Here is a 26908-nt window from a genome sequence, read left to right as displayed (position 1 = left end):
CCTTCAGCCGGGAACGGCGGACAGGGCCTGGCTCAGCATGAAGGCGGCGACGTCGTCGGGGTGCTGCCCGATGGATCTGGCCCACTGCGGGACCGGCTGACCCCGCTGGCGCAGCCAGTCAAGCACGGTGCGGTAGACCCGGGACTGCTCGTAGCCGAGCCGACTGCCCGGCTCCCCCGTGGAGAACCCCCGTGAGGCCAGCTGCGCCGACATCTGCCGGTACTCCCACTCCGACAGGCAGCCTGCGTCCCACGCGGCCCGGGCGGCCGCCACCGCCGAGGCCCCGAACCTCTCCTTGAGCTCCAGCACCGCCTGCAACGATGGGCTGCGCCCCAAGGCGGCGCGCACAGCAGCGCGAGGCAGGAGGAGCTCACCGGCGAAGGCGTGCGCCTCCGCCTCGACGACGCGGTCGGTGCGCTCGTCCGTGCGGGTCACCTCGCTGTGGAGCACCAGGTGGCCGATCTCGTGGGCCAGGTCGAACCGGGAGCGCTCAGCGGTCTTGTGACGCGCCAAGAAGATGTAGGGGTACCCGTCCGCGCCCCAGAAGCTGAAGGCGTCCATGTCGCGCTGCGCGCGTGGGAGCCCCAGCACCCTCACACCGTGGGCCTCCGCCAGCTGGACGAGGTTTGGGGCGGGCAGCTCGCCCAGGCCCCAGACGGTGCGCAGCTCGCGCGCCGCATCCTGCGGCACAGCCGACGCGGGTGGGGCAGGCGGCGGGCTGGACACGACCAGGGCGGGTAGCACAGGCTGCACGGCTAGTGCGGGCGGCACAGTCGGTGCGGCCAGTGCAGCCCCCTCCGGCAGGTCCAGCGCTGGCAGACGGAAGTGCTGGGTCACCTCCGCGTAGAAGTCCGTGCCCAGAGCCCCCAGGGCAGTGGCGACGTGCCTGAGCCGGGCAGGCGACCTCCTGCGCGCCCGGAAGAAGACGGCCTCCTCGGCCACCTCCTCCACCGGGTGCCGGTGGAGGAGCGTCACAGGCACCCGGGTCGCGGCAGCGAGCCCCTCCGCCCGGGACGGGGGTGCGCCCTCGGACTCCCAGGTGGTGACGGTGCGCGTGCTGACGCCCGTGCGCCGGGCCAGCTCCGTCTTGGTCAGGCCCGCGCGCTGCCTGGCCAGGCGGACCCGGCAGGGGTGCACCCACACCCTCAGACCGCCTGGATGACAAAGTCGACGTCGTCGGAAGGCAGGCTGCCCACCGTCCCAGGCGCCAGCCCCGGCCCGACCAGCTCCTCCGGCGGCAGAATGATGCGGGTACGCCACCGGGTGACGACACCGTCCTCACAGTCCACCGGCAGCGACAGCTCGCTGCGCACCACGTTGTCCGAGCGGTCCCAGAAGTAGAGCAGCAGCCAGGTCTGCGGCAAGCGGGCCAGGTCACCAGCCGAACGGGCCGAGACGTCCAGGGCCAGCATGGTGCCAAGCACCGGCTGGTAGTGCTGGCCGTAGACGTCTACTGCGCTGCCGCCCCCTGCCTCAGAGCCCGCGAGAAGCTGGGCGTTGACGGCGACGCCGTCCACGAACACCCGGCCCCGCGCACGAGCGTTGGTGGGACGGGCACCGACCTGCCCTGTGGCGGCAGTCCCCCTGATGGCGGCAATGCTGAACTGCCCGTCGCCGCTGACCGAACGCGGCGCGTTGAGGATGTCGCGACTGTCCCACCCCTGCTCCGCCAGGGCCTCGCGCAGCGCCCCGACGGTCTTGGCCCAGTGCTGGTAGCCGAAGGCCGTGCTGGGCTCGTAGGAGGAGTACTGGTTGACAGCTGCTTGGAGGCCTGCTGCGCACGCCCCGGTCAGCAGCTGCGGGGTCAGCCCCATCCGGGCGAGGGCCTGCCGGGCTTCGGCACCCGTCACCTCACCCTGCAGTCCAGCCACCGAGAAAGACTGCGGCTGCGTAGGCGCAGGCTCCTGCTGGCCCGCAGCCAGACGGTCCTGACCCTTCCGTACCACGACGGCCTCCCCTCCTCACGCTTCCGCAATGCCTGTACCCGCACGGCCCGGGAAGCGCGCTACTCGGTCAAGTGCTCAGAACCAGAAGGTAGCACCAGCATGAGACACCGTCGGGCAGTGGCTCGTCACCACTGCCCGGGTGTGAGCCACAAGGCCTGGGACAAACCAGCGGTCCTGCCTGTCCCAGCCAGAGCCGGGCCACAGGGGCACCCCTGTGGCCAAGCCTCCTTCCTGCCCCTGGGGACGCTGCCAGGACCGCGCCGGGGCCACACCGCGTCTGGTTCCACAAACCTGGTGCTCGACGGGACGCTGCCAGGACCGCGCCGGGGCCATACCCGTCACAGACCCAGCACCTGGTCGCTGAGCCCCGGCCAGACCTCCTGGTGCACCGCCCCGAACGGCTTGCTCCCCAGGAACACCGCCTGCCGTCCCGCCACCGGGTCCACCCAGAGGAAGGACCCTGACTGCCCGAAGTGTCCGAAGGTCTGCGGGCTGTTCGCGGCACCGGTCCAGTGCGGGTGCTTGCGCCCCCGCACCTCCAGCCCCAGCCCGAAGTCGTTGGGCGACTGGCGGCCGTACCCGGGCAGGACCCCGTCGAGCCCGGGGAAGGCCGGCTGGCAGGCCTGGCGCGCAAGCCCGGGGGAGACCAGCCGGGGTGCCGCCAGCTCGACCGCGAACAGCGCCAGGTCCCGGGCGGACCCCTCACCAGAGTGCGCGGCGGAGCCCTCCACCATGACGCTGGACATCCCCAGCGGCTCCAGCACCGAGGTCTCCACCCACGCCGCCACCGGCATGCCGGTGGCCTCCACCAGCAGGCACCCCAGGAGCTCGTAGCCCCGGTTGGAGTAGACGCGCCGGGATCCGGGAGCAGCCAGGGGCTCCGCGCTGTCCGGGGCAACTCCCGAGGCGTGGGCCAGCAGGTGACGGGCCGTGGGGGCAGGGCCTGGAGGGGTGGCGTGGGTAGGAAGGGCGGGGGCGGAGCCGCCCTGGGTGGGTTCAGGACCTTCCTCTGCGGTCCCGGCGCGGCCCGGCCCGGGCCTGCCCGCAGCCGCTGCTGGCAGAGCGGGGTTGTCGTCGGCCAGAGTGTCCAGGGTGGCCAGGTCCAGGGGCGCGTCCAGGTCCAGCATCCCCCGCTCGGCCGCCACCAGGGCCGACCACGCCACGATCGGCTTGGTCACCGAGGCGAAGGGGAAGACCGTGTCCACCTCACCCGCCTCGACGAGGATACGCCCGCCCTGGGTGACAACCAGTGCACAGGGAAAGCCGAGGGCCTCCAGGGCAGGCAGGGCGGCCCGCGCCCCGGAGCCGGTCAGGACCGGGGGCCACGGACCTGCCGCAGGGCCGGGGGCTCGGCTGGAGGAGTCGGTCATGGCCGGATTCATGACCGGATTGTGGCACGCTCCCGACGTCGTGGCGGCCACCGCAGGCACAGCCCTCACCACCTCCGCGCCCCGTGGCCACGGCGTCTGCACACCCAGCCCAGCCAACTAGTCGGCCCCGGAGCCTCCTGCGGCGCCGCTGACCGTGACCACGAAATCCGGAGCCTGGCCACGTAGCTCAGGAGCCTGCCCGCGCAAGAAAGTACCAGGACCCAGCATCCCTGCCCCTGGTCATCCTCCCACCGGTCTGGGCACTCTTGTCCTAGCCACAGGAGCGTCCACGCACGCCCGGGCTACGGTGGAGGAGGTCGTGGGGAGGCAAGTAGACCTGCGCAGCGCCCGCGTGCGCCCGGGCTGTGGGGGTCCAGCCGCAGGCCGACCGAGGGAGCGCCCCCTGGTGCCACGCGCACCGGCCGCAGGGGCCGACCGAGGCCGCGCCCGCCCCGTCCGTCACCAGCCCATCACCACCCGTCAGCAGCTCATCACCACTCATCACCGTCTCAACGAGGAGAACCACGATGACAACCCAGACACCTGCACCCCCGGCGACGACCGGGCCGCGCGCCACCCTCAAGGCCGTCGTCCTGGAACGTCAGCACGAGATCAGCGTCCGCGAGGTCCCCGGCAACCTTGTCTGCGGCCCCGGCCAGCTGCGCGTCGCCCCGCACACCGTGGGCATCTGCGGCTCCGACGTCCACTACTACACCCACGGCCGGATCGGCCGCTACGTGGTTAAGGCTCCCATGATCCTCGGCCACGAGGCCTCCGGCACGGTCCTGGAAGTCGGCGAGGGCGTAACCGGGTTCGCCGTCGGCGACCGCGTGGCCATGGAGCCCGGTGTGCCCGACATGTCCTCACGCGCCTCCCGCGCGGGCATGTACAACGTGGACCCGGCGGTCTCCTTCTGGGCCACACCCCCGGTGGACGGCTGCCTGGTGGAGGAGGTCATCCACCCGGCTGCCTTCACCTACCACCTGCCCGACCAGGTCTCCTTCGGCGAGGGCGCGCTCCTGGAGCCGCTGGCCGTGGGGATGCACGCCGCGACCAAGGCCTCCATCCACCCCGGCGACGTCGCCGTGGTCACCGGGTGCGGCACGGTCGGCATGCTGACCGCCGCAGCCGCCCTGGCAGGCGGCGCCTCCACAGCCATCGTCTCCGACGTCTCCCCGGTCAAGCTGGAGACCGCCTCACAGGTCCCCGGGGTGGTCCCCGTGGACCTGCGCTCCCAACGGCTGCTCGACGTCGTCCAGGAACGTACCGGGGGGTGGGGCGCCGACGTCGTCTTCGAGGCCTCTGGGCACCCCTCCGCCTATGAGGACCTGTGGCAGCTGGGGGCACCGGGCAACCGCACGGTGCTGGTGGGCATCCCCGTGGACCCCGTCCCCGTCGATGTCACCGAGGTCCAGGCCCGTGAGACCACCATCGAGACGGTCTTCCGCTACGCCAACGTCTACCAGCGCGCGATCGACCTGGTCGCCGCCGGAACGATCAACCTGGCCCCCTTCATCACCGAGACCTTCCCGATGGAGCGTGCCAAGGAGGCGTTCGACCGGGTGGCCGAGGGCCGTCCCGGCGACGTCAAGCTCCAGATCACCGTCGGCTGAGCCCGTCCCATGAGGAGACGGCTGGCCCCGGGGCAGTGAGACGGCTGGCCCCGGAGCGGAGGCGTCCTCGCGAAACGTACCAAATGCTCACGATGCACCGAATCCTCATAGAGGACTGGCATGCCGGTCGTCCTATGAGAAAACGGCTATCCTGTGAGCAGACGGTGCACCTCGCGAGGACGCCTCCGCCCGCCAGACCACCCGCCACGCATAACGACCCGCACGATGTGGCCCACACATGACGACGACGCACGCACCGCGCAACAGCTCCGACCCCGGCGCAGGGGCCGAGTCGGCCATGCCCGCCATCACCTCCCTGACCGCCCCGGCCTCGCACGCCGGAGCGGGCGTGGGCGACCTGGAGGTGGTCGTCCCCGACCTCGGGTCAACCGTACGCTGGTTCCAGCACGGATACCCCAGCCCCCTGGCACGCTGGCACCACCACCCGGAGATCGAGTTCCACCTTATCCGCAGCGGATCCGGCCAGCTGCTGGCCGGGGACCAGGCCATCAGCTTCCGCGCCGGGCACGTCTCGCTCATGGGACCGAACCTGCCTCACAACTGGCTGTCCGACCTGGGACCGCAGGAGGTCCTGCCCGGCCGCGACGTCCTGTGCCAGGTCCACCCGCAGCGGCTGGCCGAGGCGGCCACCCACATGCCCGAGCTGGTCAGCGTGCAGGAGCTGGCGCACCGTGCCCGGCGTGGTGTCATCCTCAGCGGCCCCAGCTCTGAGCACGCGGCGCGGGTCCTGGTGTCCATGGAGCAGCAGTCCCGGTTGAGGCGGCTGGCCTCCCTCCTGGAGCTGGTCGACGTCTTCCTCCAGGCACCGCCCGGCCAGTGGCACCCGATCGTGGCCGAGGGCTACGTGCCCAGCCTGGACGACGAGACCACGCACCGGGTCAACACGGTCCTGGACTACATCGAGCACAACCTGGACGGGGAGGTGAGCATGACCCAGGCCGCACGACTGGTCGCCATGAGCCCCTCCGCCTTCTCCCGCTTCTTCCGCGCCACAGCCGGGCTGACCTTCTCCGACCTCGTACGACGGCGCCGGATCGCCCGGGCCTGCCACCTGCTGCGGTCCACGGACCTTCCGGTGTCCCGGGTCAGCAAGATGAGCGGGTACACCAACCTCGCCAACTTCAACCGGCGCTTCCGCACCGAGACAGGCACCACGCCCACGGCCTACAGGCGCGGCGCCAGTCTCCCGGAGGACGCAGCCTCCCCGTAGGCGCGCGTCCCTCCTCGCACGCCCAGCCCGGGCTGGGCAGCCTGGACAGCTCAGTGCAGGTCAGTGCAGGGCCAGGCGCTGCTCGTGCAGCACCTGGAGGACCGGCGCCGTCGAGGCCGCCCCCGTGCCCAGATTCCGAGCGACCTGGCTGGTGAAGGCGTCCACCCGGGCACTGGTGTCGCGCAGGTCGTAGTACTCGCGCACCACCTCGTCGTAGGCGGCCAGCGCCTCCGTGTGGTCCTCCGGCTCCGGATAGCGGTCCGTGCCCACGGTGACCTCGCGCGGCAGCCGGGGCTTGTACTGGGGCACCTGCGCAGGGTGGCCGACCAGCAGGCCCAGCAGCGGGAAGGTCCGCAGAGGCAGGTGCAGCGCCTGGATGAGCCCGCGCAGCCCGCCGCGCAGCGAGCCCAGGTAGACGGTTCCCAGTCCCAGGGACTCCGCAGCGACCACCAGGTTCTGCGCCGCGATGACGGTGTCCTCCACCCCCTGGAGGAACAGGCTCATGCGCTCCAGCGGCTCCAGGGAGACCCCGGCGCGCTGCCGGATGACAGCGTTGCGGTGCAGGTCCACCACGAGTACCAGGAGCTCGCCGCGACGGCCCCCGACGTAGGGCTGCCCCGAGGCCGCGTGGACCGCCTCGCGCACCTTGGGGTCCCTCACCCGGATGATGGTGGTCTGCTGCTGGAAGGAGGAGGTGGCACCGTGCCGGGCCACGTCCAGCAGAGTCGTCATGACCTCCTCCCCCACGGGCTCCTCGCTGAAGGCGCGGATCGAGCGGTGGGCCATCTGGGTGGCGATCGTGGCGCTGGACACCGGTGTGGTCTCAGGAGCGGACAGGGCCGGGGACGGAGCGTCTGTGGGAGCAGCCGGCTCGTCTCCCGGGTCCCCCGGGCTGTCCGGTCCCTTGACAGTGTCAGTGACGTCATCCGCAGTCATGAGTGCTCTCCCTCCGGTCTTGTCTGGGTCCCACCGCTCCTGCCACCATCCTAGATGAGCCCGGGCGACCCGGAGGAGCGACGGGACACAGCTGGAGCGCTGAGACAGGACAGCCGGGCCCGGGCACAGCGGGCCAGGCTGGGCGGGCGCCGCACCACCACGCCCGGCTCCCGCCGGGCCCGGGCACAGCGGGCCAGGCACGACCACATCAGGGTGTCACGACGGTAGGCTCCCGGCGATGCCGTTCTTCCACCGCCCGCCCCACGACCGTGGACCCCTGCGGCCGCAGTTTCCCGCCCCCTCCCCTGACGGCCCTCCACCTCAGGGGAGCGGTCGTCCGCCCGCAGGCAGCACGCCCCCTTCCCTCCACACCCCGGCCTCCCGCGCACCTGCCTTCCTCGGAGCTTTGGCCTCCTCAGCACTGCCGTCGGCTGGCGCACCGGCCAACGCCCTGACCGAGACCGAGCTGCGAGCCGCCGCCCAGGTCGGCTACGCCGTCGTCGACCTGGAGACCACCGGCCTGTCCCCCGCGTCCGACACGATCCTGGAGGTCGCCGTCGTCCTCACTGATCCCAGCGGCCGCACGGAAGCCAGCTGGTCCACACTCATCAACCCCGGCCCCAGCACGGACGTCGGCCCCACTCACATCCACGGCCTGGTAGCGCAGGACCTCCTGGGCGCACCCAGCCTCGACGAGGTCGCCGACCGGCTAGTCCGCGACCTGGCAGGACGCGCGGTCGTCGCCCACAACGCCCGTTTCGACGTCAACTTCCTCACTCAGGCTCTGGGGCGCCGTCGTCTTCTGGAGCCTGGTACACACGTCCCACGCGTGTGCACCATGGAGTGGTCGCGCCACTTCATGACGACCCCCTCACGCCGCCTGACCACCTGCTGCGAGGTGGCCGGGGTGAAGATCGGCAGGCACCACTCGGCGCTGGATGACGCCCGGGCCGCTGCGGGCCTGCTGCGCCACTACATGGGCGTGGGCCGTGCGCGTGGTGAGGAGCCGGTGGCCTGGGCCAGGTCCCTTGTGGAGGCCTGGCGCTTTACCGGGTGGCACTGGGACGACGAGCGCGCCCAGGGTGCGGACGAGCGGTTTGTCACCCGTCAGCGCCCCGGCGCCCTGCGCTAGCGCCCCAAAGCCGTTGCACATCTTCAGCCGCTGTCCCGGCTCGCAGTGGCCGAAGCCCGCTGTCATTGCACTGTTTCCCGCCGAGTCCGCCCCGGCAGAGACGCTACAGAGACACTGAAGATGTGCAGCGCTTCTTGTGCTGCACATCTTCGGCGCCTCCCGTAGGCAACCCGCACACACCACCAGGTCTCCGAATCGCGGAAAACTGCGGAAGTACCGCCGCACAGCCCGACATCCCCATCTGCTACCAGAGACGGAGGAGGTGAAGATGTGCAGCCAGGTAAGGGAAGGAAGGGGGCGGGCAGCCAGCCCCGGCTGGGGCCTACCGGGCCTCCTCCGGTCCCAGGGAGACGAGGAACCCGTCGTCGTCAACGGCCACGCCGGAGACAGCCCCCACCAGGACGGTGGCCAGCTCCTCGACCAGGTCGCGCGCGGCCTGGCGTTCCCGGCGGCGCGCCCGCGAGACCACCTCCAGGTAGGCCTCCGTCTCGTCCACGGGCTTCCACCTCAGGTCGTAGGACAGGACCGCCCCACGCGCCCACCTCTCCCCGCGCACGGCCAGCGGCAGTCCGTCGGTGGCACCGACCTGCACCTCGATCTGCCCCCAGCCCTCGCGCTCGGGGTCCACCGGCGCGACGACCGCGTACCTGTCACGCACCTCCTCAATGTAGCCGCCGGAGGCGGCCGCACGCGCCTCCTCCGCCTCGGCCTGCGCCCGGGCACGCTCAGAGCTGCGCCAGGCCTCCTCGAAGACGTCGGCACCGATGCGCTCCACGAGGCGCTCCAGCTTGTCGGGGTCAACCGCGTCCAGGCCGATAGCGCCGGTGGGGTGCGAGGCGGTCAGGGCGGGGCTCATACCCGGCGCGACCTCCCCCAGCAGGGCGGAGAGGTCCTCCGGCCCCATCCACACCGGGGCGTAGACGGTCAGGGAGGCGGAGACCTCAGGGCTGGGCTCCACGATGACGGGCTGGTCGCCGTTGGGCGCACCGGGCACCAGGCGCAGCGCCCCCGCCAGGCGGCGGGCGATAGAGCGCAGGCGGGACAGCGCCTCCAGCTCCACCCCGGTGGGCTGGGCCGCCGGGAAGGCGTCCGACAGCGGGTCCAGCCCGGCCAGCTCCTTGGGCTGGGCGCCGGCACGGGTCCGGGGGCAGTCCAGGATCATCAGCTGGGTGGTCCACTCCGGGGCCTCCAGGAGACCCCGCATCTCAGCGTCCACCTCCCAGGGACCCTGCAGCGTCACGCCGGGGAACAGCTGGAGGCTGGAGACGCCGACCCACCCCGCCTGGACGTCCTGGGACAGTGCCAGGGCCTCGACCTCGTCTGGGGTGACGTCGTCGGCCAGGAGAAGGACGTGATGGGTGTCCAGGCGGCCCACAGGCAGCATGGACCCGGCGGAGAAGGAGCCGGTGTCGGTAGGCAGGGAGGCGGCGAGGTCGGTGGGGTCGCTCATGGGTGCTCCTAGGGGTCGTCGGTTCAGTGAGGATGGTGACGTGCAGGCGCCGAGACGCTGAGCGCTTATGCCTCCGGGGTCGTCGGTTCGGTGGGGGTGGTGGCGCGCGGGGACGGCACGCCACCAGGGTCCGCAGGGTCCCTGAGGACCTCAGTGCCCGGCGCAGCGGTAGCGGCCGTGCCGTGCGGAGATGTCCCGGCGTCGGCGATACGCAGCCGGTGGAAGGACAGGTGGGACCGCGAGGCGGTGGGGCCGCGCTGGCCCTGGTAGCGCGATCCTGCGGCCGCGCTGCCGTAGGGTGCCTGGGCGGGGCTGGACAGGCGGAAGAAGCACAGCTGGCCCACCTTCATCCCCGGCCACAGCATGATCGGCATGGTAGCGGTGTTGGACAGCTCCAGGGTCACGTGCCCGGTGAAGCCGGGGTCGATGAAGCCCGCCGTGGAGTGGGTGAGCAGGCCCAGGCGGCCCAGGCTGGACTTGCCCTCCAGGCGCGCGGCGACCGTGTCCGGCAGGGTGAGGCGCTCGTAGGTCGCCCCCAGGACGAACTCGCCGGGGTGGAGCACGAAGGGCTCGTCAGGGCCGACGTCCACCAGGTGGGTGAGGTCGTCCTGGGGCTGGGAGGGGTCGATGACCGGGTAGCGGTGGTTGTCGAAGAGCCGGAACCACCTGTCCAGACGCACGTCCACCGAGGCCGGCTGGACCATCTGCGGGTCGTAGGGGTCCAGGACGACACGTCCGGCCTCGAGCTCGCAGCGGATGTCGCGGTCGGAGAGAAGCACGAGGGTGATTGTGCCAGGTGGGGCCAGCCGACGCCGGGACGGGCGTGCTGGCCGCCCCGGTGAGCAGGACCGCGTCACCAAGCCGCGCTCCAGACCTCCAGCCCGCACTCCAACCTCACACACCACACACCGGAACCAGCGTACCGATCACCTCCATGACTCCCTTAACGAGATCATCCTGGTCAGCCGCCCACGTCCGTCACGCCGTCACTAGGCCAGGGGAACTCCCTGGGCGTCCACGCCCCAGGGCCGCGTCCCGGACGGGGATGACAGGATCATGATCCCCTCGACCAGTCCCCAGATGATCGTCCCCATGACCATCAAGAGACCAATACCGAAGAGCAGCGTGAAGAAGCCGCAGATCGTCAGGCACAGCTGACCAGCGCCCTTGCCCCCGTACCCGAGGTAGAAGTTGTGGACCCCCAGGCAGCCGAAGAGGATGCCGAGAACGCCCGCAGCGGTCTTCGACTTGCCCACCGGGTAGACCGGGTACTGCGGCCCGTGGGCGACGGGCTGCGGGTAGGCACCCGGGTACCCGCCGCCGGGGGGCTGGTAGTACCCGGCCTGGGGATAGCCGCCCGGGTAAGCAGCACTGGGCTGGGGGTAGCCGGGCTGCTGGTAGCCCCCGGGGGAGGCCACGCCAGCCTGCCGGTAGGCCGGGTAGGTACCCGGCTGCGTGTAGCCCGTCGGCCAGGCCACGGCGTTACCAGTCCCGGCTGCCGGGCCGTTGGAGGCCACCGGCCCGACGACCGAGGACGGACCAGCGGCAGACGAGCCGGAGACAGCAGCGCCACCGCTCCCCGGAGCGGCACTGCCGACACCTGGGTATCCCGGGTACCGGGCCGCGTCGTCAGGCTGGGGACCGACGATGTCGTAGGGGCTGGACGATGTCATAGAGTGAATAATGCCAGAACCGCCTGCCCCCGGGGGGCGGCCGTGGACGCCGCTGACAACAACCTCACACGCCCCGCTCCCCCGCCAGCTTGGCAGCCACCTGCTGACGGGGTATGCTGCATCCGCGTCTCACCGACATGGACCGACATGGTCGGTCATGGCTGGCTCAGTTGTGGCCGACGGCGCCAGCAGCAGTGTCGGCGGTGTCGTCGTTGCGGGTGTAGTTCAATGGTAGAACTTCAGCTTCCCAAGCTGACAGCGCGGGTTCGATTCCCGTCACCCGCTCGGGCAAGGGGCCTCCACCCACTGGGTGGAGGCCCCTTGGTTGTCCCAGCCCCTTGGTTGTCTACATGTGCCTCATACCGCCCGCGCCCGCCGCTGCCCACCGTGCCCCGCAACCGCACTGACAGCGCCCCGCCCGGCAGTCGGCACGCACCGGGGTCGGCCCCAAGCGCCCAACCGTCTCACCTCAGGCCGTGGCGGCCTCCAGGTTGACCTGGAGCGGGCCCAGGATGGCCTCGGGATCGGTGTCCGCCAGCGAGGACAGCTGGTCCTCGAAACCTTGCAGAACCTCTGCCACGCCGTCACCCAGCGGGGCGTAGACGGCGTGCTCCGCACCAGCGACGAAGGCGGTGGACACCGGGTCCTCACCCGCCCATTGCTGGGCCGCCGACCTCACCGAGGGGACCAGCCCCTGGGCCGCGGCAAGCTCCACCTGGACACCGGTCGAGGTCAGGTGCTCCACCAGGCGCAGCGCGTCCTCCTTCCTGGCCGAGGCCTCGGCCACGCCGTAGAAGGCCGCCTGCTGGACCGTCGCCCGGCCTGCACTCCCCTCAGGCAGCTCGACGACGGTAAAGCCGAGCTCTGGGTAGTCCTCCTCCAGCACGCCCACCAGCCCGTAGCCCGCTATGGTCATCCCGGCCTGCCCCTGGGTGAAGACGTCACCGCCGGAACCCTCGTCCAGGGAGGAGGACAGCACTGCGGCACCGGAGTCCACCAGGGCCTTCATCTGGGACAGCCCCGCCACCGAGGCCTGTGAGTCCGCCGTCACCGTGACCCCCTCGGCGGCCTGCCCGTCGCCTCCCGAGCCCTCCGCCAGCCCTCCGCCAGCCTGGGCCATGAAGGCGTCCGCAGTGGTGTAGTCGGGCGTGAGCACCAGGCCAGCCGTGCCGCCAGCCGCGAGCGCGGCCGCCGTCGTCTCGAGCTCGGCCCAGGTAGTAGGGTAGTCCTCCGCCGTCAGCCCGGCCGCCTCCCACAGCCCGGTGTTAATGAAGAGGGCCAGGGTGGAGAAGCCCCTCGGGGCACCGTAGACCTCCCCCCGGTAGGTCGCGTTGGCCACCAGGGACGGGTAGTAGTCACCGGCTGCGGGCAGCTGGTCCCCGTAGGCGTGCAGGTCACCCGCGTCCGCGTAGGAGACCAGCTGCTGGGGGTCCAGGTAGAACACGTCGGCCGGGGAGCCGGAGGCCAGGCTCTGGGAGAGCTCCTGGTCCAGGTCGGTGGCTGGCAGGAGCCTCACGGCCACGCCGGTGTCCTCGGTGAAGGAGGCCAGGGCGTCACGCACGGCGGAAGTCTGCGCCTCGCCGGAGGAGGAGATCATGAGGGTGAGGCTGTCCTCGCCCGCCTCGGTGTCGGAGTCCTCACCGTCCCCCGTGCACGCTGCCAGCACGGCGGTGGCAGCCGTGGTCATGGTGAGGGCCGCGGCGTACCTGCCGAGGCGGCGGCGAGAGATCATCATGGTGCGTCCTTTGCACGTCCAGGTCGGGCCAGGGATCGGGTGGGACAGGGGTCGGCCCGCCCCTGCCCGGTGGCGTGCCAGGGTCCCACAGCCCGGTGATCCTAGCCGCAGCGCTCCCCGCCGGGCGCACCAGGAGCCACAGGGTTACCCGCTCGATACGTCCGCCCCGGCGCCCCTGCGGGCCGCCTCACGGTCTTGCAAGACCTGCAGCAGGCGCTGACCGCTCCACGACCAGGCCGTCACCTCACTGCCCAGCACGGCCCCTGCACAGACCTCAGAACCCCCAGGGCCTCCCCCCTGGCCTCGCGGCGGGCGTCACAGGGCCGGGACCTGCCACAGGTCCTGCACCGCGAGCACGACGGCTGCGGTGGCCGCAGCGTCCACCAGGAACCATGTGACCAGCCACGCCCCCGCAGGCAGCGGGGTCAGCTGCGCCAGCGTGCGGTGGTCCTGGCCCGGGTCGCGGGTGCGGGCGACGTCGCGCAGGGAGTCCCAGGCCCCCACGAGCATGGCCATCCCTGTCCCCGCCACGGCGCCCGCACGCCACGGTCCGCCCCACCACCACAGCGCTGCGGCCAGGACCCCGACCAGGACCACGAGACCAGCCGTGCGCACGGAGCGTGACATCACCAGCAGGACCACCATGACCGCCACCGCAGCCACCAGGACCGGCCCGGCCCAGCCGCGTAGCGCCGCCAGGGCCACGAGCGCACCCAGCACCGCCGGGGCGGGGTACCCGGCCCAGGTGGTCAGCACCCGTCCGGGCCCCCGTGCCGGGCCGCTGGTCACCGCGTGCCCCGACAGGTCCCTGTCCACCACGAAGCCCAGGAAGCGCCGCCCGACCAGGACGCCCACCCCCGCGTGCCCCGCCTCGTGGACGATCGTCACCAGGGTGCGGCCCCAGCGCCGGGCGGGCGGCCAGGTCAGGACGACGGCCAGCACCACCAGCGCCACCCACAGGACGGTCGTGGCAGGGGTGCCGTCAGGGACAGCACGGTCGACAAGACGGTCGACAAGACGGTCAGCAAGACTGCTCCAGGACACACTCCGGCTCAGGGTCACGGGCACAGTCTGCCAGAGCAGCCGAGCACCGGTGCCACGGCCCAGGCGCCTCAGCCCGCCTGAGTCCCCTGGGCCGCTGCGGAGGCGGCTCCGCAGGCTGCTGCGGCCCCGCCCTCCTGACCGCTCTCACCACCGGGGGCGCCAGCAGTCTCGGTCCCGTGCGGGCTGGGGACACGCGGCACCTCGTGGTCAGGCTGGGCCGCCCCCACCGCACGCAGCACGAAGGTGTCCAGGGAGTCCAGGTAGGCGCGCCGCTCCAGCGGATCGGAGGGGGTGGGGCGCCCACCCATGACCGTGGCGTGGATGAGGGGGATGACGTGGGCAGGGTCCTGCTGGGGGATGAGACCCTGCGCCATCGCCTCGGACAGGATGGAGGAGAGCATCTGGGCCAGAAGGGTGCCGTGCGCCCGCAGCCGGCTGGCGGCGCTGCGCGACACCGCGCTCGCCAGCGGACCGGTGGTGGGGAAGTGGTAGTGACGTTTGATAAGGGCCTGCTGGCGCACGTAGACGCGCAGGCGGTCGATAGGGTCCCTGGTGCCCGCCAGCGCGCGGGAGAGCTCCTCGGCGTAGCGCTGCGCCTCGTACTCCATGAGGGCCAGGAGGAGGTCCTCCTTGTCCGTGAAGTAGTTGTAGACGGCGGTACGCCCCACACCGGCGTGGGCGGCCACGTCCGACAGGGTGATCCTGTCAAAGCTGCGCTGCCTCAGGAGCTCGGAGAGCGACTCGAACAGGGCGCTGCGTGTGCGCTCGCGGTGCTCGGCCAGCGAGCCCCCCCTAATCTTCGGCATGAGGTCAGCCTAACCCACAAGATGACGGTCCGGCTAGGAACGTCATCAAAAACATCGTGGCAGGTGCCCCAGCCTTCCCAGGAGGGTGTGGATGATCGCGACGTCGGCCTCAAGCCAGGGCAGGCTGGTCACTGCCTCCAGGGCGGTCCACTCCAGCAGCTGGTGGCTCGTGCCTGCCGTCCCGGTGCCGGTGCGGTCGGCCGGCTCGGCCAGCCACACCCGCATCCGCAGCCCTCCAGTCACCGGCCAGGCCGGGGCGTTGTCACCACACGCGGCAGCCGTCGACGGAGCAGATGGGGCTGAGGGGGCAGGGGGCGGGGCCGCAGCCAGGGCAGCAGGTGGCACCAGCTCAGTCCCCAGGCGCACCGTGAGGCTGACCTCCTCGGCCAGCTCGCGCACCAGCGCCTGGGTCGGGGTCTCACCCGGCTCCACCTTGCCTCCGGGGAGCTCGAAGCGTCCCGCCAGCCCGGGCGGGTAGGAGCGCGCCGCGCACAGCAGCGCCGTGGGCTCAGCCAGGGAGTCGACCACGGCAGCAGCGACAACAAGCCGAGAGGGCTGGGAGAGGTGGGAGAGCCGGGAGATGGCAGGCACGGGCCGAGCCTACCCGGTCACGGCTTCCCAGCAGCCACCAGGTTCCTGCCAGCGCCTGGCAGCACCCGCCAGGCCACCAGCCTCCAGACCTGTCAAGACCTACCAGGGACGGTAGTCGGAGCCGTCCTGGTCGTCCCCGGGCACGACGGTGCCGCCTCCCTCAGGGGAGCCCTCGTTGCGGTTGCGCAGGCGCTGCTCCCGCTCGTCGTCAGGGGCCACCGAGGGGCTCACCGAGGCCTCCTGGGAGGGCCCTGCCGAGGAGGAGGTCTGCGGAGAGGCCTCCTCGGAAGGTGTGGGAGTGGAGGAGGAGCCTGGCTCCGAGGACGGGGTCGCCCCGGAGCCCCCGGAGGAAGACTGCTCCTGCGGCTCCGGCGTCCCCGGGTCCCCGGAGGCGGTGCCGGACGGGGAGGCGCTGGGGTCCTGGCTGGGGTCGTCAGCGGACTGCGGCGAGGGCACCTCGCACTGCCCGGCAGCCTGGGCCGCAGCGTCCACGTGGTCCTCGGAGGCCTGTCTCCCGCCCTCCTCCCGGGCCTGGGCGGCCAGCGCTAGGTGGGTGAGGACGAGGTTGTAGCGCACCCGGCACTCCGGGGAGTCGGCAGGCTTGTACCCGGTCTCAGGATCGGTGGCCTCCTCCTGCGGCACCTCCTCCAGGGCCGTCTCCAGGAGCCCCTGGGCACCCGCGAGGTCCCCGGCGGAGTACAGGGCGGTACCGATGTTGTAGTGCACGCGCCACTGCTCCAGCCAGGGGTTGAGCGCAGCCACCTGGCGGTAGCGGGAGGTAGCCGTCTCGTAGTCCCCGTCCGTGTAGGCCCGCCCGGCTGCCAGCGTGAGTCCGAACACGGCCAGGCACCACAGCGTCAGCACGACCAGGGCGGCGGCGGGCAGCGCCCCGACCAGCAGCAGCCGCCGACGGCGGTGCAGGCGGGCCGCGCGACGCGCCGGGTTCTCCGGCCCCTCCTGCTGCTGCCCGTCCTGCCTGCCGGGACCGGGCGCCTCCGCCCTCCGTCGGATCCTCACGTCCCTGTCCTCCCCGCGGTCCTCCCCGCGCTCAGGGCACGCAGCCGACGGTCGGCGCGCACCAGGTCGGCAGCCTCCCACATGAGCAGGAGGCTGGCGGCCAGGGCCAGCGGCCACACCACGTAGCGCCTGGCCCGGCCCGAGGCCTGGCCGTCGGACACGACCGCCTCCAGGTCAATGTCGGTAAAGGCCTGCGTCGGGTCGTCCTGGGTGCCCCCGGTCCGGTGGAGGTAGTCCACCCCGAGGGAGGTCGCCACGGACTCCAGCCGCTCCTCGTCAATCACCGAGACAGCGGGCTGGCCACCGTCGTCCTCCGTGATGTAGTCCGCGTCGGTGTGCTCGCCCGTCGCGGCAGTACCGTCGTAGGAGCGCATGGGGCCGCCCTCGGCGGTCCCATAGCCCAGGACGGCCCCACCGTCCACCGCCCCGGCCAGGGACTGCCAGGTCCACCCGCCGTCAGCCGCCTCCTGGGCACCCTGCCCGCCGTCGGTGTCCTCACCGTCGGACAGGACGTAGACCAGGCGGACCGCCTCAGGGTCCTCCTCGTAGGAGCGCGACAGGGTCTGGCCCAGCAGCGGCAGGGCGGTGTCCAGGGAGGACCCGGTGGAGCGGTCGGTGACCTCCTGGGTCAGCGACCCCACCCAGGCGTCTACCGCGTCCACGTCGTTGCTCAGCGGAAGCTCGACGGCGGCGGCGGAGTCCAGGGCCAGGATCGAGTAGCGGGCGGAGGGGTGGGCCTCGCGCACAGCGGTCAGGTCGGCCCGGACGCCGTCCAGGCGGGTGGCAGTGGGGTTGGTGACACCATCGGGGGCCGGTCCCGCCCAGTCCTCTGCCGCCATGGAGCCTGTACGGTCCACCAGCAGGTAGACCTCCACGTTGGACACGCTGACGGACTCCGTGCTGCGCACCGCCGGGCCGACCAGGATGAGGACCACCAGGCAGGCCAGCACCACCCGCCTCCACCAGGAGCGGTAGGCGGCAGGCTCGGCGCGGGCGCCGTCCAGCCGGGCGCGCGCCAGCCACAGCAGGAGCACGACCAGGACCACCGCCAGGGCGAGGACGGGCCAGGGAAGCATCGGCAGAAGGGTCACAGCCGCCTCCACGCCGCCAGGCCCAGGACGGCTACCACGGCCACGCCCAGGGCGGCAGCCAGGTGCTCGGGGGTGTCGGTACGACGCGTCTCCACGCCCCCGCCCAGCTCGGCGACCTGGGTCTCCTCCAGCTGCCGGACGATGTCGCCCCCGGTTCCGGAGTCCTCGACGTCGTAGAAGCGCCCGCCGCCGTCCTGCGTCAGCGTCTTCAGCTCCTGGCGCGCCTCCTCAGGGGTCTTCTCGGTGACCCACAGGTCGTACTGGTCCGGGTCGGTCCCGTAGACGGAGAACAGCCGGATAGAGCGCTCCCCCAGGACCTGGACAGAGTCAGCCAGGCTGTAGATCTGCTCCCCGTCGGGGTCGATGATGAGGTTATCGGTGGCGAGGATGACCGAGCGGGAGCGCTCCATCCCCTGGTTGTCAAAAGCCATGGCGCACGAGGCCAGGCCGTCGCCAGCCAGGGAGGAGCCCTCCACCGAGTAGCTCATGGTGCCGCTGAGCGCGTCCTCGTAGGCGGCGACCTGCCGGGAGGTGGGGCTGGCCGGGTCGATGTCCAGCACGTCGGCCAGGTCCTCCATCTGGCGGCCCAGCAGCTCGTAGTCGTCAGTGAGCGGCACGATCGTCTGGGCCGTGGAGTTCCAGGCCACCAGGGCGACACGCTCCCCGTCGAAGGAGTCCAGCAGCCCGGAGAAGGTCTCCAGCACCGAGGCGTCGATGGTGATCATTGAGGTGGACACGTCCAGGCACAGGACGATGTCGCGGTTGGCCAGACGGTCAGAGCGCTCCACCTCGGAGACCGGACGGGCCGACACCCCCGCTGCGGCCAGGAGCGCGACCAGGACCAGCAGCCCCGCCCCGGCGTGGAGCCAGCGCTGCTGGCGCACGCGGGAGCGGACCCGGGGCAGGAGGAACATGCCTGCGGAGTTAGCCACCCGTCGCGGCGGCTCCGCCTCCCTGCGGCGGCCGGCCCTGCCCGGCCTGACCGTCGCCAGCACCACCACGGCCACCGCCACGCCGAGCAGCAGCCAGAACAGCCACGGCATCACCACTGGGAGACCACCCACCCCGCCCTGTCGATGGCCTCCTGGGCGGCCGCCTCAGGCTCCCGGTCGAAGGAGGGCTGCTCCCACACCGCCAGGAGCTCGCCCACGTAGCCCAGGGGGTTGGTGTCCACGGGCCGTCCCTCCCGGCGGGCACGCCGCAGCCTGTCCATGACGGGGCGGGGACCGCTCGTGTCAGCCATGTCCAGGATCTCGGTGACCGTCGCCGTGGTCACCTCCTGCCCGGAGCGGGCCTGGGCGAAGCCGCGCACCAGGGACGCCAGCTCCAGGTGCAGCCCACGCAGGTCCAGGTCCCCGGCCTCCCAGCGGGAGGTGATCGTCGTCAGCTGGTCGCCCCAGCGCTGCCGCTCGTCGGCAGCCATGGGGATGTCCCCGACCTCCAGGGACAGGTCGCGGCGCGTGACCAGGAAGGTGCGCAGCAGCCAGATGGCGAGGGCTGCGGCACCCAGTGCCGCGACCAGCGCCACCCACGCCGGCATGAGGACGGGGGGCACAGCCTCCACGACTACCTCCTCCCCCGGGCCACGGCCGCCCGCTCCCGCATGAGCAGCTCGGCCACCGACTCGATGAGGGTCTGCCCGCAGTCCACCACGCCCGACTCGATGTGGCGCCGCTCCAGCAGGGAGGCCACGGCCTGGCGGCGGGCCAGAGCAGCCTGGCCGACCTCGGCGGCCACGCGGGGGTCCGAGCGCAGGAAGGCGGGAAGCTCGGCCACCGAGTCGACGTCGTGCGCCCTCCCGGCCCCCTCGCGCAGCGGGTCGTCGTCCGCGACCTGGACCACCACCAGCTCGTGCTGGGCGGGAAGGCGGCGCAGCCAGACCGCGCAGTCCTCACCGGGGTGGGCGGTGTCGGTGACAAGCACCACCAGGCTGCGGCGCCGGTGCCAGCGGGAGACCCGCTCCAGGACCACCGGCAGGCTGGAGGCCGGGGCGTCAGCCGCCAGGCCCGGCGTCCCCGGAAAAGACCGTGGACGGGAGGAGCCCCACGCCGTGACGTCCTTCGTCCTCCCCGCATCCCGCCCGGTGTCCTGCTGGGCGTCCAGGGACCACAGCGCCCGGGACAGGACGGCCAGCAGCGTCTGCGCGTGCTTGGCGCCCGAGCGCGCCGGGCGCGAGACCATGCGCCTGGAGTCGCCCGCGACCAGGCCCACCGGGTCGCCTCTCATGCGGGCCAGGTAGGAGAAGACCTCCGCGACCCCCAGGACCAGGTCGCGCTTGTCGTCCCCGTGAGGGGTCTGGGCAGCCATGGTCCGCCCGGTGTCCACCGCCAGCACCAGCGGCACGGAGGACTCCCGCTGGTAGCGCTTGATGACCGGGTAGCCGACCCGCGCCGAGGACTTCCAGTCGATGTCGGAGACGTCGTCGCCGGGGCGGTAGAAGGACATGTCGTCAAAGTCCTGCCCGTGCCCGAGGAACACCGACTTGTGCCGTCCGTCGAGCATCCCCGTGGCCCGCCGCAGGGTCGGCAGGGACAGGGCGGCGCGCAGACGCTGCGCCCGGCCCCCCTGGCGGGCGGAGCCGGGCCGGGGGGAGGGCGGCGCAGGCCCCGGGTCCTGCTGGGGGCTCGTCTCCTGCTGCTCCTGCTGCACGCTCGTCATGGGGCTCACGGTGTGGGGACGGCTGCGAAGATCGCGTCGATGAGCGACTCGGGCGCCACCGCGTCCGCCAGGGCGTCGTAGGTCAGCACCAGGCGGTGGCGCAGCACGGCATGACGCAGCAGGCGCACGTCGTCGGGGATGACGTAGCCGCGTCCCTCCTGCAGGGCGATCGCCTGGGCGACCTTCATGAGTGCGATGCCTCCGCGCGGCGAGGCACCCACCCGCACCTGGGCGTCCAGGCCGGTCACCGGGCGGGGGCCGCCCCCGCGGGAGGTGTTGACCAGGGCGACGATGTACTGCTTGATGACCGGGTCCACGTAGACGCGCTCCGCCGTGGCCTGGAGCCACTCGACGTCGTCGGTGGAGATCGGGGCCTCGACAGCCGGCCTGTCGAAGGAGCCGTCGCTGATCCGGTCGAGGACGTCGACCTCCTCGGTGGGACGCGGGTAGGTCAGGACCTCCTTCATGAGGAAGCGGTCCATCTGGGCCTCGGGCAGGACGTAGGTGCCCTCCTCCTCGATGGGGTTCTGCGTGGCCAGCACCATGAAGGGCTGCGGAAGGGGGTAGACAACGCCGCCGATGGAGGTCTGCCGCTCCTGCATGGCCTCCAGCATCGCCGACTGCGTCTTGGCGCTGGAGCGGTTGATCTCGTCCAGCAGGACGATGTTGGCGTGGACCGGCCCCAGCTGGGTGGTCATCTCCCCGGTGGCGTAGTTGAGGATCTGGGTGCCCACGATGTCGTTGGGCATGAGGTCGGGGGTGCACTGGATGCGCCGGAAGGAGCCGGACACCGCTGAGGCCAGGGTCTGGGCGGCCGTGGTCTTGGCCAGGCCGGGCACGGACTCCAGCAGCACGTGCCCGCCCGAGACCAGGGTGGTGACCAGGACGGTGCGCAGCTGGTCCTGCCCGACGACGCGCTGGGAGAAGATCCGGGCGACACGGTCCAGCAGCGTCCCGGCACGCTGGATGTCAGCCTCCGTAGCCCCCTGGGAGCGGGAGGAGCTGCCCGCCTGCTGGCGCACCCGGGAGCGGGCATGCGGGCCTGTGGCCCCGACCCCCTGAGTGGGGGCAGGGCCGACAGGATACCCCACAGCCGCCGGGGGCCTGGGTGAGGCCTGGCCCGGGGCGGCCACAGACGCCGTGCCTGCCGTACCGCCGGTACCGGCCGTCGGCTGGCGCTGGGCCGGGTAGCCCCGCCGCAGGTCCGCGGGACCTGCCTGGTCAGGCTGCGTGCTCATGGCTCTCCTGTGTGCTCGGCGTGTGCTCGGTTGCTCGGTCGCGTGCTGCCGCAGGCCCCGCGACCGGCACCTGCGGGTCCCGCAGCGCGTGAGCGCCCGCAGGGCCAGGCCCCGCCGCACGCGGCAGGCAGGAGCCGCCACCCAGGCAGGGCGCCCCCAGCGTGCCACACGGCAGGGCACCCCGACACTGCCGGGTACAGTGCGACACCCCACGTGCGCTTCCCCACGCGACTGCGCCCGGTCACGTCACTGCGCCCGGTCACATCTGTGACAGCGCCACGTCCTCGCCCTCAAGCCGGACGCGCAGCCCCTCAGGGACCACGCTCGCCTCCGACAGGCCCAGCCCGCCAGGCAGGAGCTCGGCCGGGACCTCGACCTGGGTCCCCTCCAGGGCCAGGGAGGCAGCCAGGCCACCGACCGCCCCCAGACCAGTGTCCGTCTCCTCCTGGGAGCCGCCCACGGAGACCGAGGTGACATCAAGCACCAGACCGCCGTCCTCACCGACGGCGGGGACGAGCCCGATCTCCACCTCCTGTCCCAGCACCGAGGCGCTGGCTGTGGCGGAGCCCGGGTCCTGGGCCGAGGTACCGACCTGGTCCGCGGTCACAGTAACGTCGACGCCTGAGGAAGTGCCCGCGAGGAGGTCCGAGAAGGTGTCACCGAAGGAGGCCTCCTCCATCGCGGCACCCACCTGCTCCCAGGGGACTGTGGCCGAGATGTCGACGCTGGCAGCCGTGACGGGGTCGTGCAGCCCGACCTGCCTCATCGAGACGCTCAGGTCAGCCAGGCTGAGGTCCTCACTCTGGTCCCCACCGTCACGCCCCCCAGCCCCAGAGGCCCCGCTACCCTCCAGGGTCAGGCTGGAGGCCGTGACGTCCAGGCTCCTCAGCGACATCTGTGCGGCCTGGAGCAGCACGATCCCCTCCGTGGAGACCTTGGCGTCCTGGCTCAGGCCTGGAAGCGCGCCACGCACCTCGGTCTCCACCCGGTCCCGGGCGTAGTACTCACCAGCGACCCCGGCACCCCCCAGGGCGAGGAGCAGCACAAGGAGGACGACGGGCCACCGACGACGCCGACCGGCACGAGGACGGTCCCTGGTGGGGCCGCCGCCCACCGCCCCGGTCACGTCACCGTGCTGGGGGCCTAGCCCTGCTGCTACCACGTGCGTACGCTCCCTCACCGTCAAGCTGCTGCCACTACCCCGGGCCGCGCGGCGTCCTGCGGCCCGTCGTGGTCCGCGCGCCCGGGCGGGCAGCGGGACCCGGGCGGAATCCTTGTCCTCCCGGGCACCTCCCGTCAAGAGCCTGCGGCTGCGGCACCGGTAGCACCAGAGGCTCCAGAGGCACGGTCGGCGTCGACGGCGCCAACGGCATCAACGACCAACGACATCAACGACCAACGACATCGACGACCACTGCGGTGCTGTTGTCGTGCCCGCCCTCCTCCAGGGAGGCGGCGACCAGCAGGTCCGCCGTGCGCTGCGGGGGGAAGCCCGCCGTGAGGACCACGGCCAGGGAGTCGTCGTCCAGCTCGTCGCTCAGCCCGTCGGAGCAGACCAGGAGGCGGTCCCCCGTCTCCACGGGGACCGTGCGCAGGTCGGGGACGGCGGAGTCGGCGATGCCCCCGCCCAGTGCCCGCGTGACGATGTTGCGCCGGGGGTCCACGCGGGCATCCTCCGGGGTGAGGTAGCCGCTGTCGATGAGGTCCTGGACCTGTGAGTGGTCCCGGGTCAGCTGGGTGAGCACGCCGCCGCGCAGCAGGTAGGTACGGGCGTCCCCGATGTTGAAGACGATCCAGGTCAGGCGCGCGACCGCTCCCGCAGGCCTGCCCGTGCCCACGGGCTCCGGCAGGTGAGTCCGGCCGCCCGGGGCGCCCTGCCCGGCAGGAGGCTCCTCCAGGTCGGCCAGCACCGCCCCCGCCACCGTGGCCCCGGGCAGGAAGGCCGCGTGGGAGGGAATGGCCACGATCGCCTCCTGGGCGGCGGACACGGCCCGCAGGACCTCGTCGACACCGGTGACCCTCCTGCCCGCCAGGCGGTACAGCGCCCCCAGGGCCGCCTGGGTGGCGGCCCTCCCGGCGGCGTGACCTCCCATGCCGTCCACGACCACGAAGGCGGGGCTGACTGCCAGGTAGCCGTCCTCGTTGACGACACGCAGCCGCCCGACGTCGCTCGCCGCACCAGCCACGACTCCGGCGGCCCAGGCCGGGACGGCACGGTTGGGATCGCTGGGATCAGCCATCAGCTCCCTTTCTCAGAGGTGAGATCACAGAGGGTGAGGTCTTGCGCCGGGGCGCTCCTTAGGTCACCGTATAACGGTCCGGGTGCGACAATACCGGGGAGCCGCCCCAGCGCAGCGCTCCCTCACCGCCCCAGGACGTCGCTTCCCGGCGCGCGCCGCACCAGGCAGCCCGGTACGCCCCGTACCCCGAACCAGCGAAGGACCCAGGATGCCTCAGGCCAAGGACGAGCTGACCGCTCGCGCGCAAGACCCCAACGCACCTCTGGAGACCCTGCACCAGCTGGCGCAGAACTATCCCGACCTGCGTCCCCACATCGCGGCCAACCCGCGGACCTACCCCGCGCTGCTGGAATGGCTGGGCACACTGGACGACCCCGCCGTCGACGCCGCCCTCGCCGCCCGTGCCAGCGGGATGGCGGGCGGGGCCGTGACCGCCTCCACGCAGGTGCTGCCTCAGAGCCCCAGCCCCCAGGCCGCCCCCACCGGGTCCGCCTCTCGCGCTGCAGGCCCCACCGAGGCAGCGTCTTCCGTGTCTTCCGTGTCTTCCGCGTCCCCCGCTGCGACGTCCCCCGTCACAGCGGGGGGTCCCGCTGGCCACACCATCGCCCGCACCGTGGGGAGCACGGGGGTGGCAGGAGGTCAGGGCAGTCCTTCAGGCGCTCCCAGCAGCGGGGTCCTCCCCGGCGCCCCGGCCCAGGCCTCAGGTCCTGCGGCCTCCCCCGACCCTGGCCTCCAGGCCACCCAGGCCATCCCCTCCCAGCCACCCTCCGACCCCCAGGCCACCCGGCCGCAGCCAGTGCCGCGCTCGCCTTACCAGGTCTCCCCGGCTGTCTCCCAGACCTCGGCCTTCTCCACCGCCTCACCGCAGCAGCCGTCACCATATCCGGCCGGCCAGCAGCCGGCACCCGCGTACTCACCCGCCTCTCCCGTGCCCGCCGCCCCCTTGGCCCACGTCCCCACCCAACCCGGGGCCGAGGCGCCCACGCAGGCGGTCGCCGCGTCATCCGCCCACCCCGCGGCCCCGGGGACCGGCGCCCCGGCTGCTGTCGGCCAGCCCGGACAGTCCTACCAGCCCACCCCGCCCCGGCAGCCCAGGCGGGCGGCGGCCGCAGTCGGCCACGCCACGACCTCCGCCCGCCCGGGAGGTACGCCGGGCACCAAGGCGGCGGAGGCGACGGTCTTCGGCGTGGGGACGGCAGAGGCCGAGGAGACCGCCTCCGACAGCCCCTCTGGACGCTTCCTGTGGATCCTCGCCACCGTCGTCGCGGCCCTGCTGGTCTTCGTCATGACCTGGGTCCTGACCGGTGGGGAGGACGAGTCCCCCACCAACGCCCAGGGCTCACAGCCCACCGTCGCGGCACAGCAGGCCACCCAGGCCGCGCCCTCGGCCTCCCCGAGCGCGACGCCCTCAGCCTCCCCCACCCCCAGTGCCACGCCCTCCCTGGACCTGAGCGCCCCCGCCCCTGACGACGCCCTGGAGATGAGCGTCTTCACCACGCCCAGCGGGAACATCAGCTGCTCACTGGGGGAGGACTCCGTGTCCTGCACGATCAACGACCACGACTTCGTGGGTGAGGACTCCTCCTGCAGCGGCTCCAGCGAGCCGTTCACCGCCTCCGTCGGTGTCGAAGGCGGGGCCAGCGGCTCCTGCGAGGAGGACTTCGCCAGCACAGGCGCCAGCCTCCAGTACGGCGCCTCGGCGAAGAACGACACCTTTGCCTGCACCTCCTCCGAGGAGGGCATCGAGTGCTGGAGCCAGGTGACAGGCCAGGGCTTCACCCTGTCGCGGGCCTCTTCCGAGACCACCCAGCGCTGACCACCCACCACCCACTCGGGCCGGCCCCCGGGAGGTGCCCCTTCCCAACCACAGCAGCGACCTCAGCAGTGACCTCATGACCACCTCCTACTCCAGGATCCTCACCTACCCAGGTGCCGCAGCCTTCTCCGCCGCAGGCCTGGTAGCCCGCTTCCCCGTGTCCATGACGGGGATCTCCACCATCCTGGCCGTCCAGGACGTCTACGGCTCCTACACCGCTGCGGGCCTCGTCAGCGCGGCGAACATCGTGGCCGTGGCCCTGGGCTCGCCGCTGCTGGCCCGGCTGGTGGACGTCTACGGGCAGTCACGGGTCATGCTGCCCGCCGTCCTCGGCTCAGCAGCCGGACTGGTCGGGCTGGCCGCAGCCACCTGGGCACAGGCTCCTCTGGCCGTCCTGGTCCTCCTGGCCGTCCTGGCCGGCGCCCTCGCCGGATCCATGGGGTCCCTGGTGCGAGCCCGGTGGACTAGCCTCCTGCGCACCCCCCAGGAGACCCACACCGCCTTCTCCCTGGAGGCTGCCCTGGACGAGGTCACCTTCATCATCGGGCCGGTCCTGGCCACCGCCCTGTGCACCGCCCCCGTCCTGCCGGTGACCTCGGGGTGGCTGGCCGCCCTGGTCCTGCAGGTCGGCGGCGGGACGTGGTTCCTGTCCCAGCGCGCCACCGAGCCCGCCGCCCACGGCCGGTCGGGACGCGCGGCGGCTCCAGGAGCCGCCGCGCACCACAGCGTGCTGCGCCACGGGGCCGTCATCGTGGTCGTCGCCGTCTTCCTGCTGTCCGGAGCGATGTTCGGCGCCAACGACGTGGCAGCCGTCGCCTTCGCCACCGAGCAGGGGCACGCCTCCGCCTCGGGGGTCATCCTGGCCGCCTGGGGCGTGGGCTCCCTGACCGCCGCTCTCGCCTACGGTGCCCGCTCCTGGGGCTGGCCGCTGCGGACCCGCCTCCTCCTGGGGGTGGTCACGCTGGCCGTGGGCTCCTCCACCTTCGCCCTGGCGCCCAACCTCATCGTCCTGAGCGTGCTCATGGTCCTCACCGGCACGGCTATCGCCCCCACAGTCGTCAACGGCAACAACATCATCCAGGTGACAGTGGCCCCCTCCCAGCTGACCGAGGGCCTGGCCTGGGTCAGCACCGCGCTCAACATCGGCGTCTCCCTGGGGGCCCTGCTGGCCGGCAGCGTCATCGACGCGGCAGGGTCACGCGGCGGCTACCTGGTCATGGCGGCCTGCGCCTGGGTTGCCGTGGCAGCCGCAGCGGCGGGCACCAGGGTGCTGCGAGGAGCACGTACCCGCAGCACCCTGGAGAGGTAGTGCACCCTGGAG

At 72.3% G+C, this 26908-nt stretch carries 24 protein-coding genes and 1 tRNA gene; 6 read left to right on the top strand and 19 right to left on the bottom strand.

Features of this window, described 5'->3' with window-relative positions; genetic code table 11:
- Positions 1–3: 3 nt before the first annotated feature.
- From CWS50_RS01635 to CWS50_RS01625, 3 genes are all read right to left on the bottom strand, one after another.
- Positions 4–1143 (bottom strand): XRE family transcriptional regulator, encoded by a 1140-nt coding sequence (locus CWS50_RS01635; RefSeq protein WP_164860045.1) that lies wholly within the window; start codon positions 1141–1143, stop codon positions 4–6.
- 2 nt (positions 1144–1145) lie between these two features.
- On the bottom strand, positions 1146–1871 hold the full coding sequence (locus CWS50_RS01630) for a hypothetical protein (protein WP_127841393.1): 726 nt from the start codon (positions 1869–1871) through the stop codon (positions 1146–1148).
- A 413-nt stretch (positions 1872–2284) separates the two neighbouring features.
- Positions 2285–3328, bottom strand: coding sequence for a serine hydrolase domain-containing protein (locus tag CWS50_RS01625; protein ID WP_243118404.1), 1044 nt, complete (start codon positions 3326–3328; stop codon positions 2285–2287).
- A 515-nt stretch (positions 3329–3843) separates the two neighbouring features.
- Between CWS50_RS01625 and CWS50_RS01620 the strand changes: the two genes are divergently transcribed.
- Positions 3844–4929 carry an NAD(P)-dependent alcohol dehydrogenase gene (locus tag CWS50_RS01620; protein WP_127841392.1) on the top strand — a complete coding sequence of 362 codons (1086 nt, stop codon included), beginning with the start codon at positions 3844–3846 and terminating at the stop codon, positions 4927–4929.
- Between the two features lie 238 nt (positions 4930–5167).
- On the top strand, positions 5168–6160 hold the full coding sequence (locus CWS50_RS01615) for a helix-turn-helix domain-containing protein (protein ID WP_206610447.1): 993 nt from the start codon (positions 5168–5170) through the stop codon (positions 6158–6160).
- A 60-nt stretch (positions 6161–6220) separates the two neighbouring features.
- On the opposite strand, the gene CWS50_RS01610 is transcribed toward CWS50_RS01615, so the two are convergent.
- A complete protein-coding gene (locus tag CWS50_RS01610) occupies positions 6221–6973 on the bottom strand; it encodes a nitroreductase family protein (protein WP_243118491.1) in 753 nt (250 codons plus the stop codon).
- A gap of 361 nt (positions 6974–7334) precedes the next feature.
- Between CWS50_RS01610 and CWS50_RS01605 the strand changes: the two genes are divergently transcribed.
- Positions 7335–8228, top strand: a complete 894-nt coding sequence (locus CWS50_RS01605) for a 3'-5' exonuclease (protein WP_371855035.1) — start codon at positions 7335–7337, stop codon at positions 8226–8228.
- 322 nt (positions 8229–8550) lie between these two features.
- Here the strand turns inward: CWS50_RS01605 and CWS50_RS01600 are convergent, their stop codons facing one another.
- From CWS50_RS01600 to CWS50_RS13130, 3 genes are all read right to left on the bottom strand, one after another.
- Positions 8551–9678: a hypothetical protein gene (locus tag CWS50_RS01600; protein ID WP_127841389.1), complete on the bottom strand. Its 1128-nt coding sequence runs from the start codon at positions 9676–9678 to the stop codon at positions 8551–8553.
- Between the two features lie 65 nt (positions 9679–9743).
- Complete coding sequence (gene dcd, locus CWS50_RS01595; protein ID WP_243118403.1) at positions 9744–10457, bottom strand: dCTP deaminase; 714 nt, start codon at positions 10455–10457, stop codon at positions 9744–9746.
- 210 nt (positions 10458–10667) lie between these two features.
- A complete protein-coding gene (locus CWS50_RS13130) occupies positions 10668–11351 on the bottom strand; it encodes a TM2 domain-containing protein (RefSeq protein ID WP_206610446.1) in 684 nt (227 codons plus the stop codon).
- Positions 11352–11565: 214 nt separating this feature from the next.
- On the opposite strand from CWS50_RS13130, the gene CWS50_RS01585 reads away from it, so the two are divergent.
- Positions 11566–11636, top strand: a tRNA-Gly gene (locus tag CWS50_RS01585).
- A 184-nt stretch (positions 11637–11820) separates the two neighbouring features.
- On the opposite strand, the gene CWS50_RS01580 is transcribed toward CWS50_RS01585, so the two are convergent.
- The 12 genes from CWS50_RS01580 to CWS50_RS01525 all read right to left on the bottom strand — a co-directional run bounded on the left by CWS50_RS01580 (position 11821) and on the right by CWS50_RS01525 (position 23771).
- Positions 11821–13086, bottom strand: a complete 1266-nt coding sequence (locus CWS50_RS01580; RefSeq protein WP_127841388.1) for a sugar ABC transporter substrate-binding protein — start codon at positions 13084–13086, stop codon at positions 11821–11823.
- Between the two features lie 315 nt (positions 13087–13401).
- Positions 13402–14046: a M50 family metallopeptidase gene (locus tag CWS50_RS01575; protein WP_243118489.1), complete on the bottom strand. Its 645-nt coding sequence runs from the start codon at positions 14044–14046 to the stop codon at positions 13402–13404.
- 152 nt (positions 14047–14198) lie between these two features.
- Complete coding sequence (locus CWS50_RS01570) at positions 14199–14936, bottom strand: TetR/AcrR family transcriptional regulator (RefSeq protein ID WP_127841387.1); 738 nt, start codon at positions 14934–14936, stop codon at positions 14199–14201.
- A 45-nt stretch (positions 14937–14981) separates the two neighbouring features.
- Positions 14982–15527, bottom strand: a complete 546-nt coding sequence (locus CWS50_RS01565; protein WP_257493520.1) for an NUDIX domain-containing protein — start codon at positions 15525–15527, stop codon at positions 14982–14984.
- Between the two features lie 99 nt (positions 15528–15626).
- Positions 15627–16544, bottom strand: coding sequence for a tetratricopeptide repeat protein (locus CWS50_RS01560; protein ID WP_164860044.1), 918 nt, complete (start codon positions 16542–16544; stop codon positions 15627–15629).
- Positions 16541–17635: a vWA domain-containing protein gene (locus CWS50_RS01555; RefSeq protein WP_243118402.1), complete on the bottom strand. Its 1095-nt coding sequence runs from the start codon at positions 17633–17635 to the stop codon at positions 16541–16543. The genes CWS50_RS01560 and CWS50_RS01555 overlap by 4 nt, the downstream gene beginning before the upstream one ends.
- On the bottom strand, positions 17632–18678 hold the full coding sequence (locus CWS50_RS01550) for a vWA domain-containing protein (protein ID WP_243118401.1): 1047 nt from the start codon (positions 18676–18678) through the stop codon (positions 17632–17634). Before CWS50_RS01550 ends, CWS50_RS01555 begins: the two co-directional genes overlap by 4 nt.
- On the bottom strand, positions 18678–19199 hold the full coding sequence (locus CWS50_RS01545) for an alpha-amylase (RefSeq protein WP_127841384.1): 522 nt from the start codon (positions 19197–19199) through the stop codon (positions 18678–18680). Before CWS50_RS01545 ends, CWS50_RS01550 begins: the two co-directional genes overlap by 1 nt.
- Before the next feature lie 2 nt (positions 19200–19201).
- On the bottom strand, positions 19202–20293 hold the full coding sequence (locus CWS50_RS01540; protein WP_127841383.1) for a DUF58 domain-containing protein: 1092 nt from the start codon (positions 20291–20293) through the stop codon (positions 19202–19204).
- Between the two features lie 5 nt (positions 20294–20298).
- A complete protein-coding gene (locus CWS50_RS01535; protein ID WP_243118400.1) occupies positions 20299–21531 on the bottom strand; it encodes an AAA family ATPase in 1233 nt (410 codons plus the stop codon).
- A gap of 259 nt (positions 21532–21790) precedes the next feature.
- Positions 21791–22711, bottom strand: a complete 921-nt coding sequence (locus CWS50_RS01530) for an LmeA family phospholipid-binding protein (RefSeq protein WP_206610445.1) — start codon at positions 22709–22711, stop codon at positions 21791–21793.
- Positions 22712–22919: 208 nt separating this feature from the next.
- The gene (locus CWS50_RS01525; RefSeq protein ID WP_127841381.1) at positions 22920–23771 is read right to left on the bottom strand and encodes a PP2C family protein-serine/threonine phosphatase; all 852 of its coding nucleotides are present in this window, start codon (positions 23769–23771) and stop codon (positions 22920–22922) included.
- Positions 23772–23979: 208 nt separating this feature from the next.
- Between CWS50_RS01525 and CWS50_RS01520 the strand changes: the two genes are divergently transcribed.
- Both CWS50_RS01520 and CWS50_RS01515 read left to right on the top strand, forming a co-directional pair.
- Entirely contained in the window at positions 23980–25587 is a 1608-nt protein-coding gene (locus tag CWS50_RS01520; RefSeq protein ID WP_127841380.1) for a variant leucine-rich repeat-containing protein, read from the top strand.
- A gap of 76 nt (positions 25588–25663) precedes the next feature.
- Positions 25664–26896, top strand: a complete 1233-nt coding sequence (locus tag CWS50_RS01515) for an MFS transporter (RefSeq protein ID WP_127841379.1) — start codon at positions 25664–25666, stop codon at positions 26894–26896.
- Positions 26897–26908: the final 12 nt, after the last annotated feature.

The sequence above is a fragment of the Actinomyces wuliandei genome, assembly GCF_004010955.1.
GTDB lineage: Bacteria > Actinomycetota > Actinomycetes > Actinomycetales > Actinomycetaceae > Actinomyces > Actinomyces wuliandei.
The sequence above is the reverse complement of the archived record's forward strand: the minus strand, read 5'-3'. Positions and strand labels throughout refer to the sequence as shown.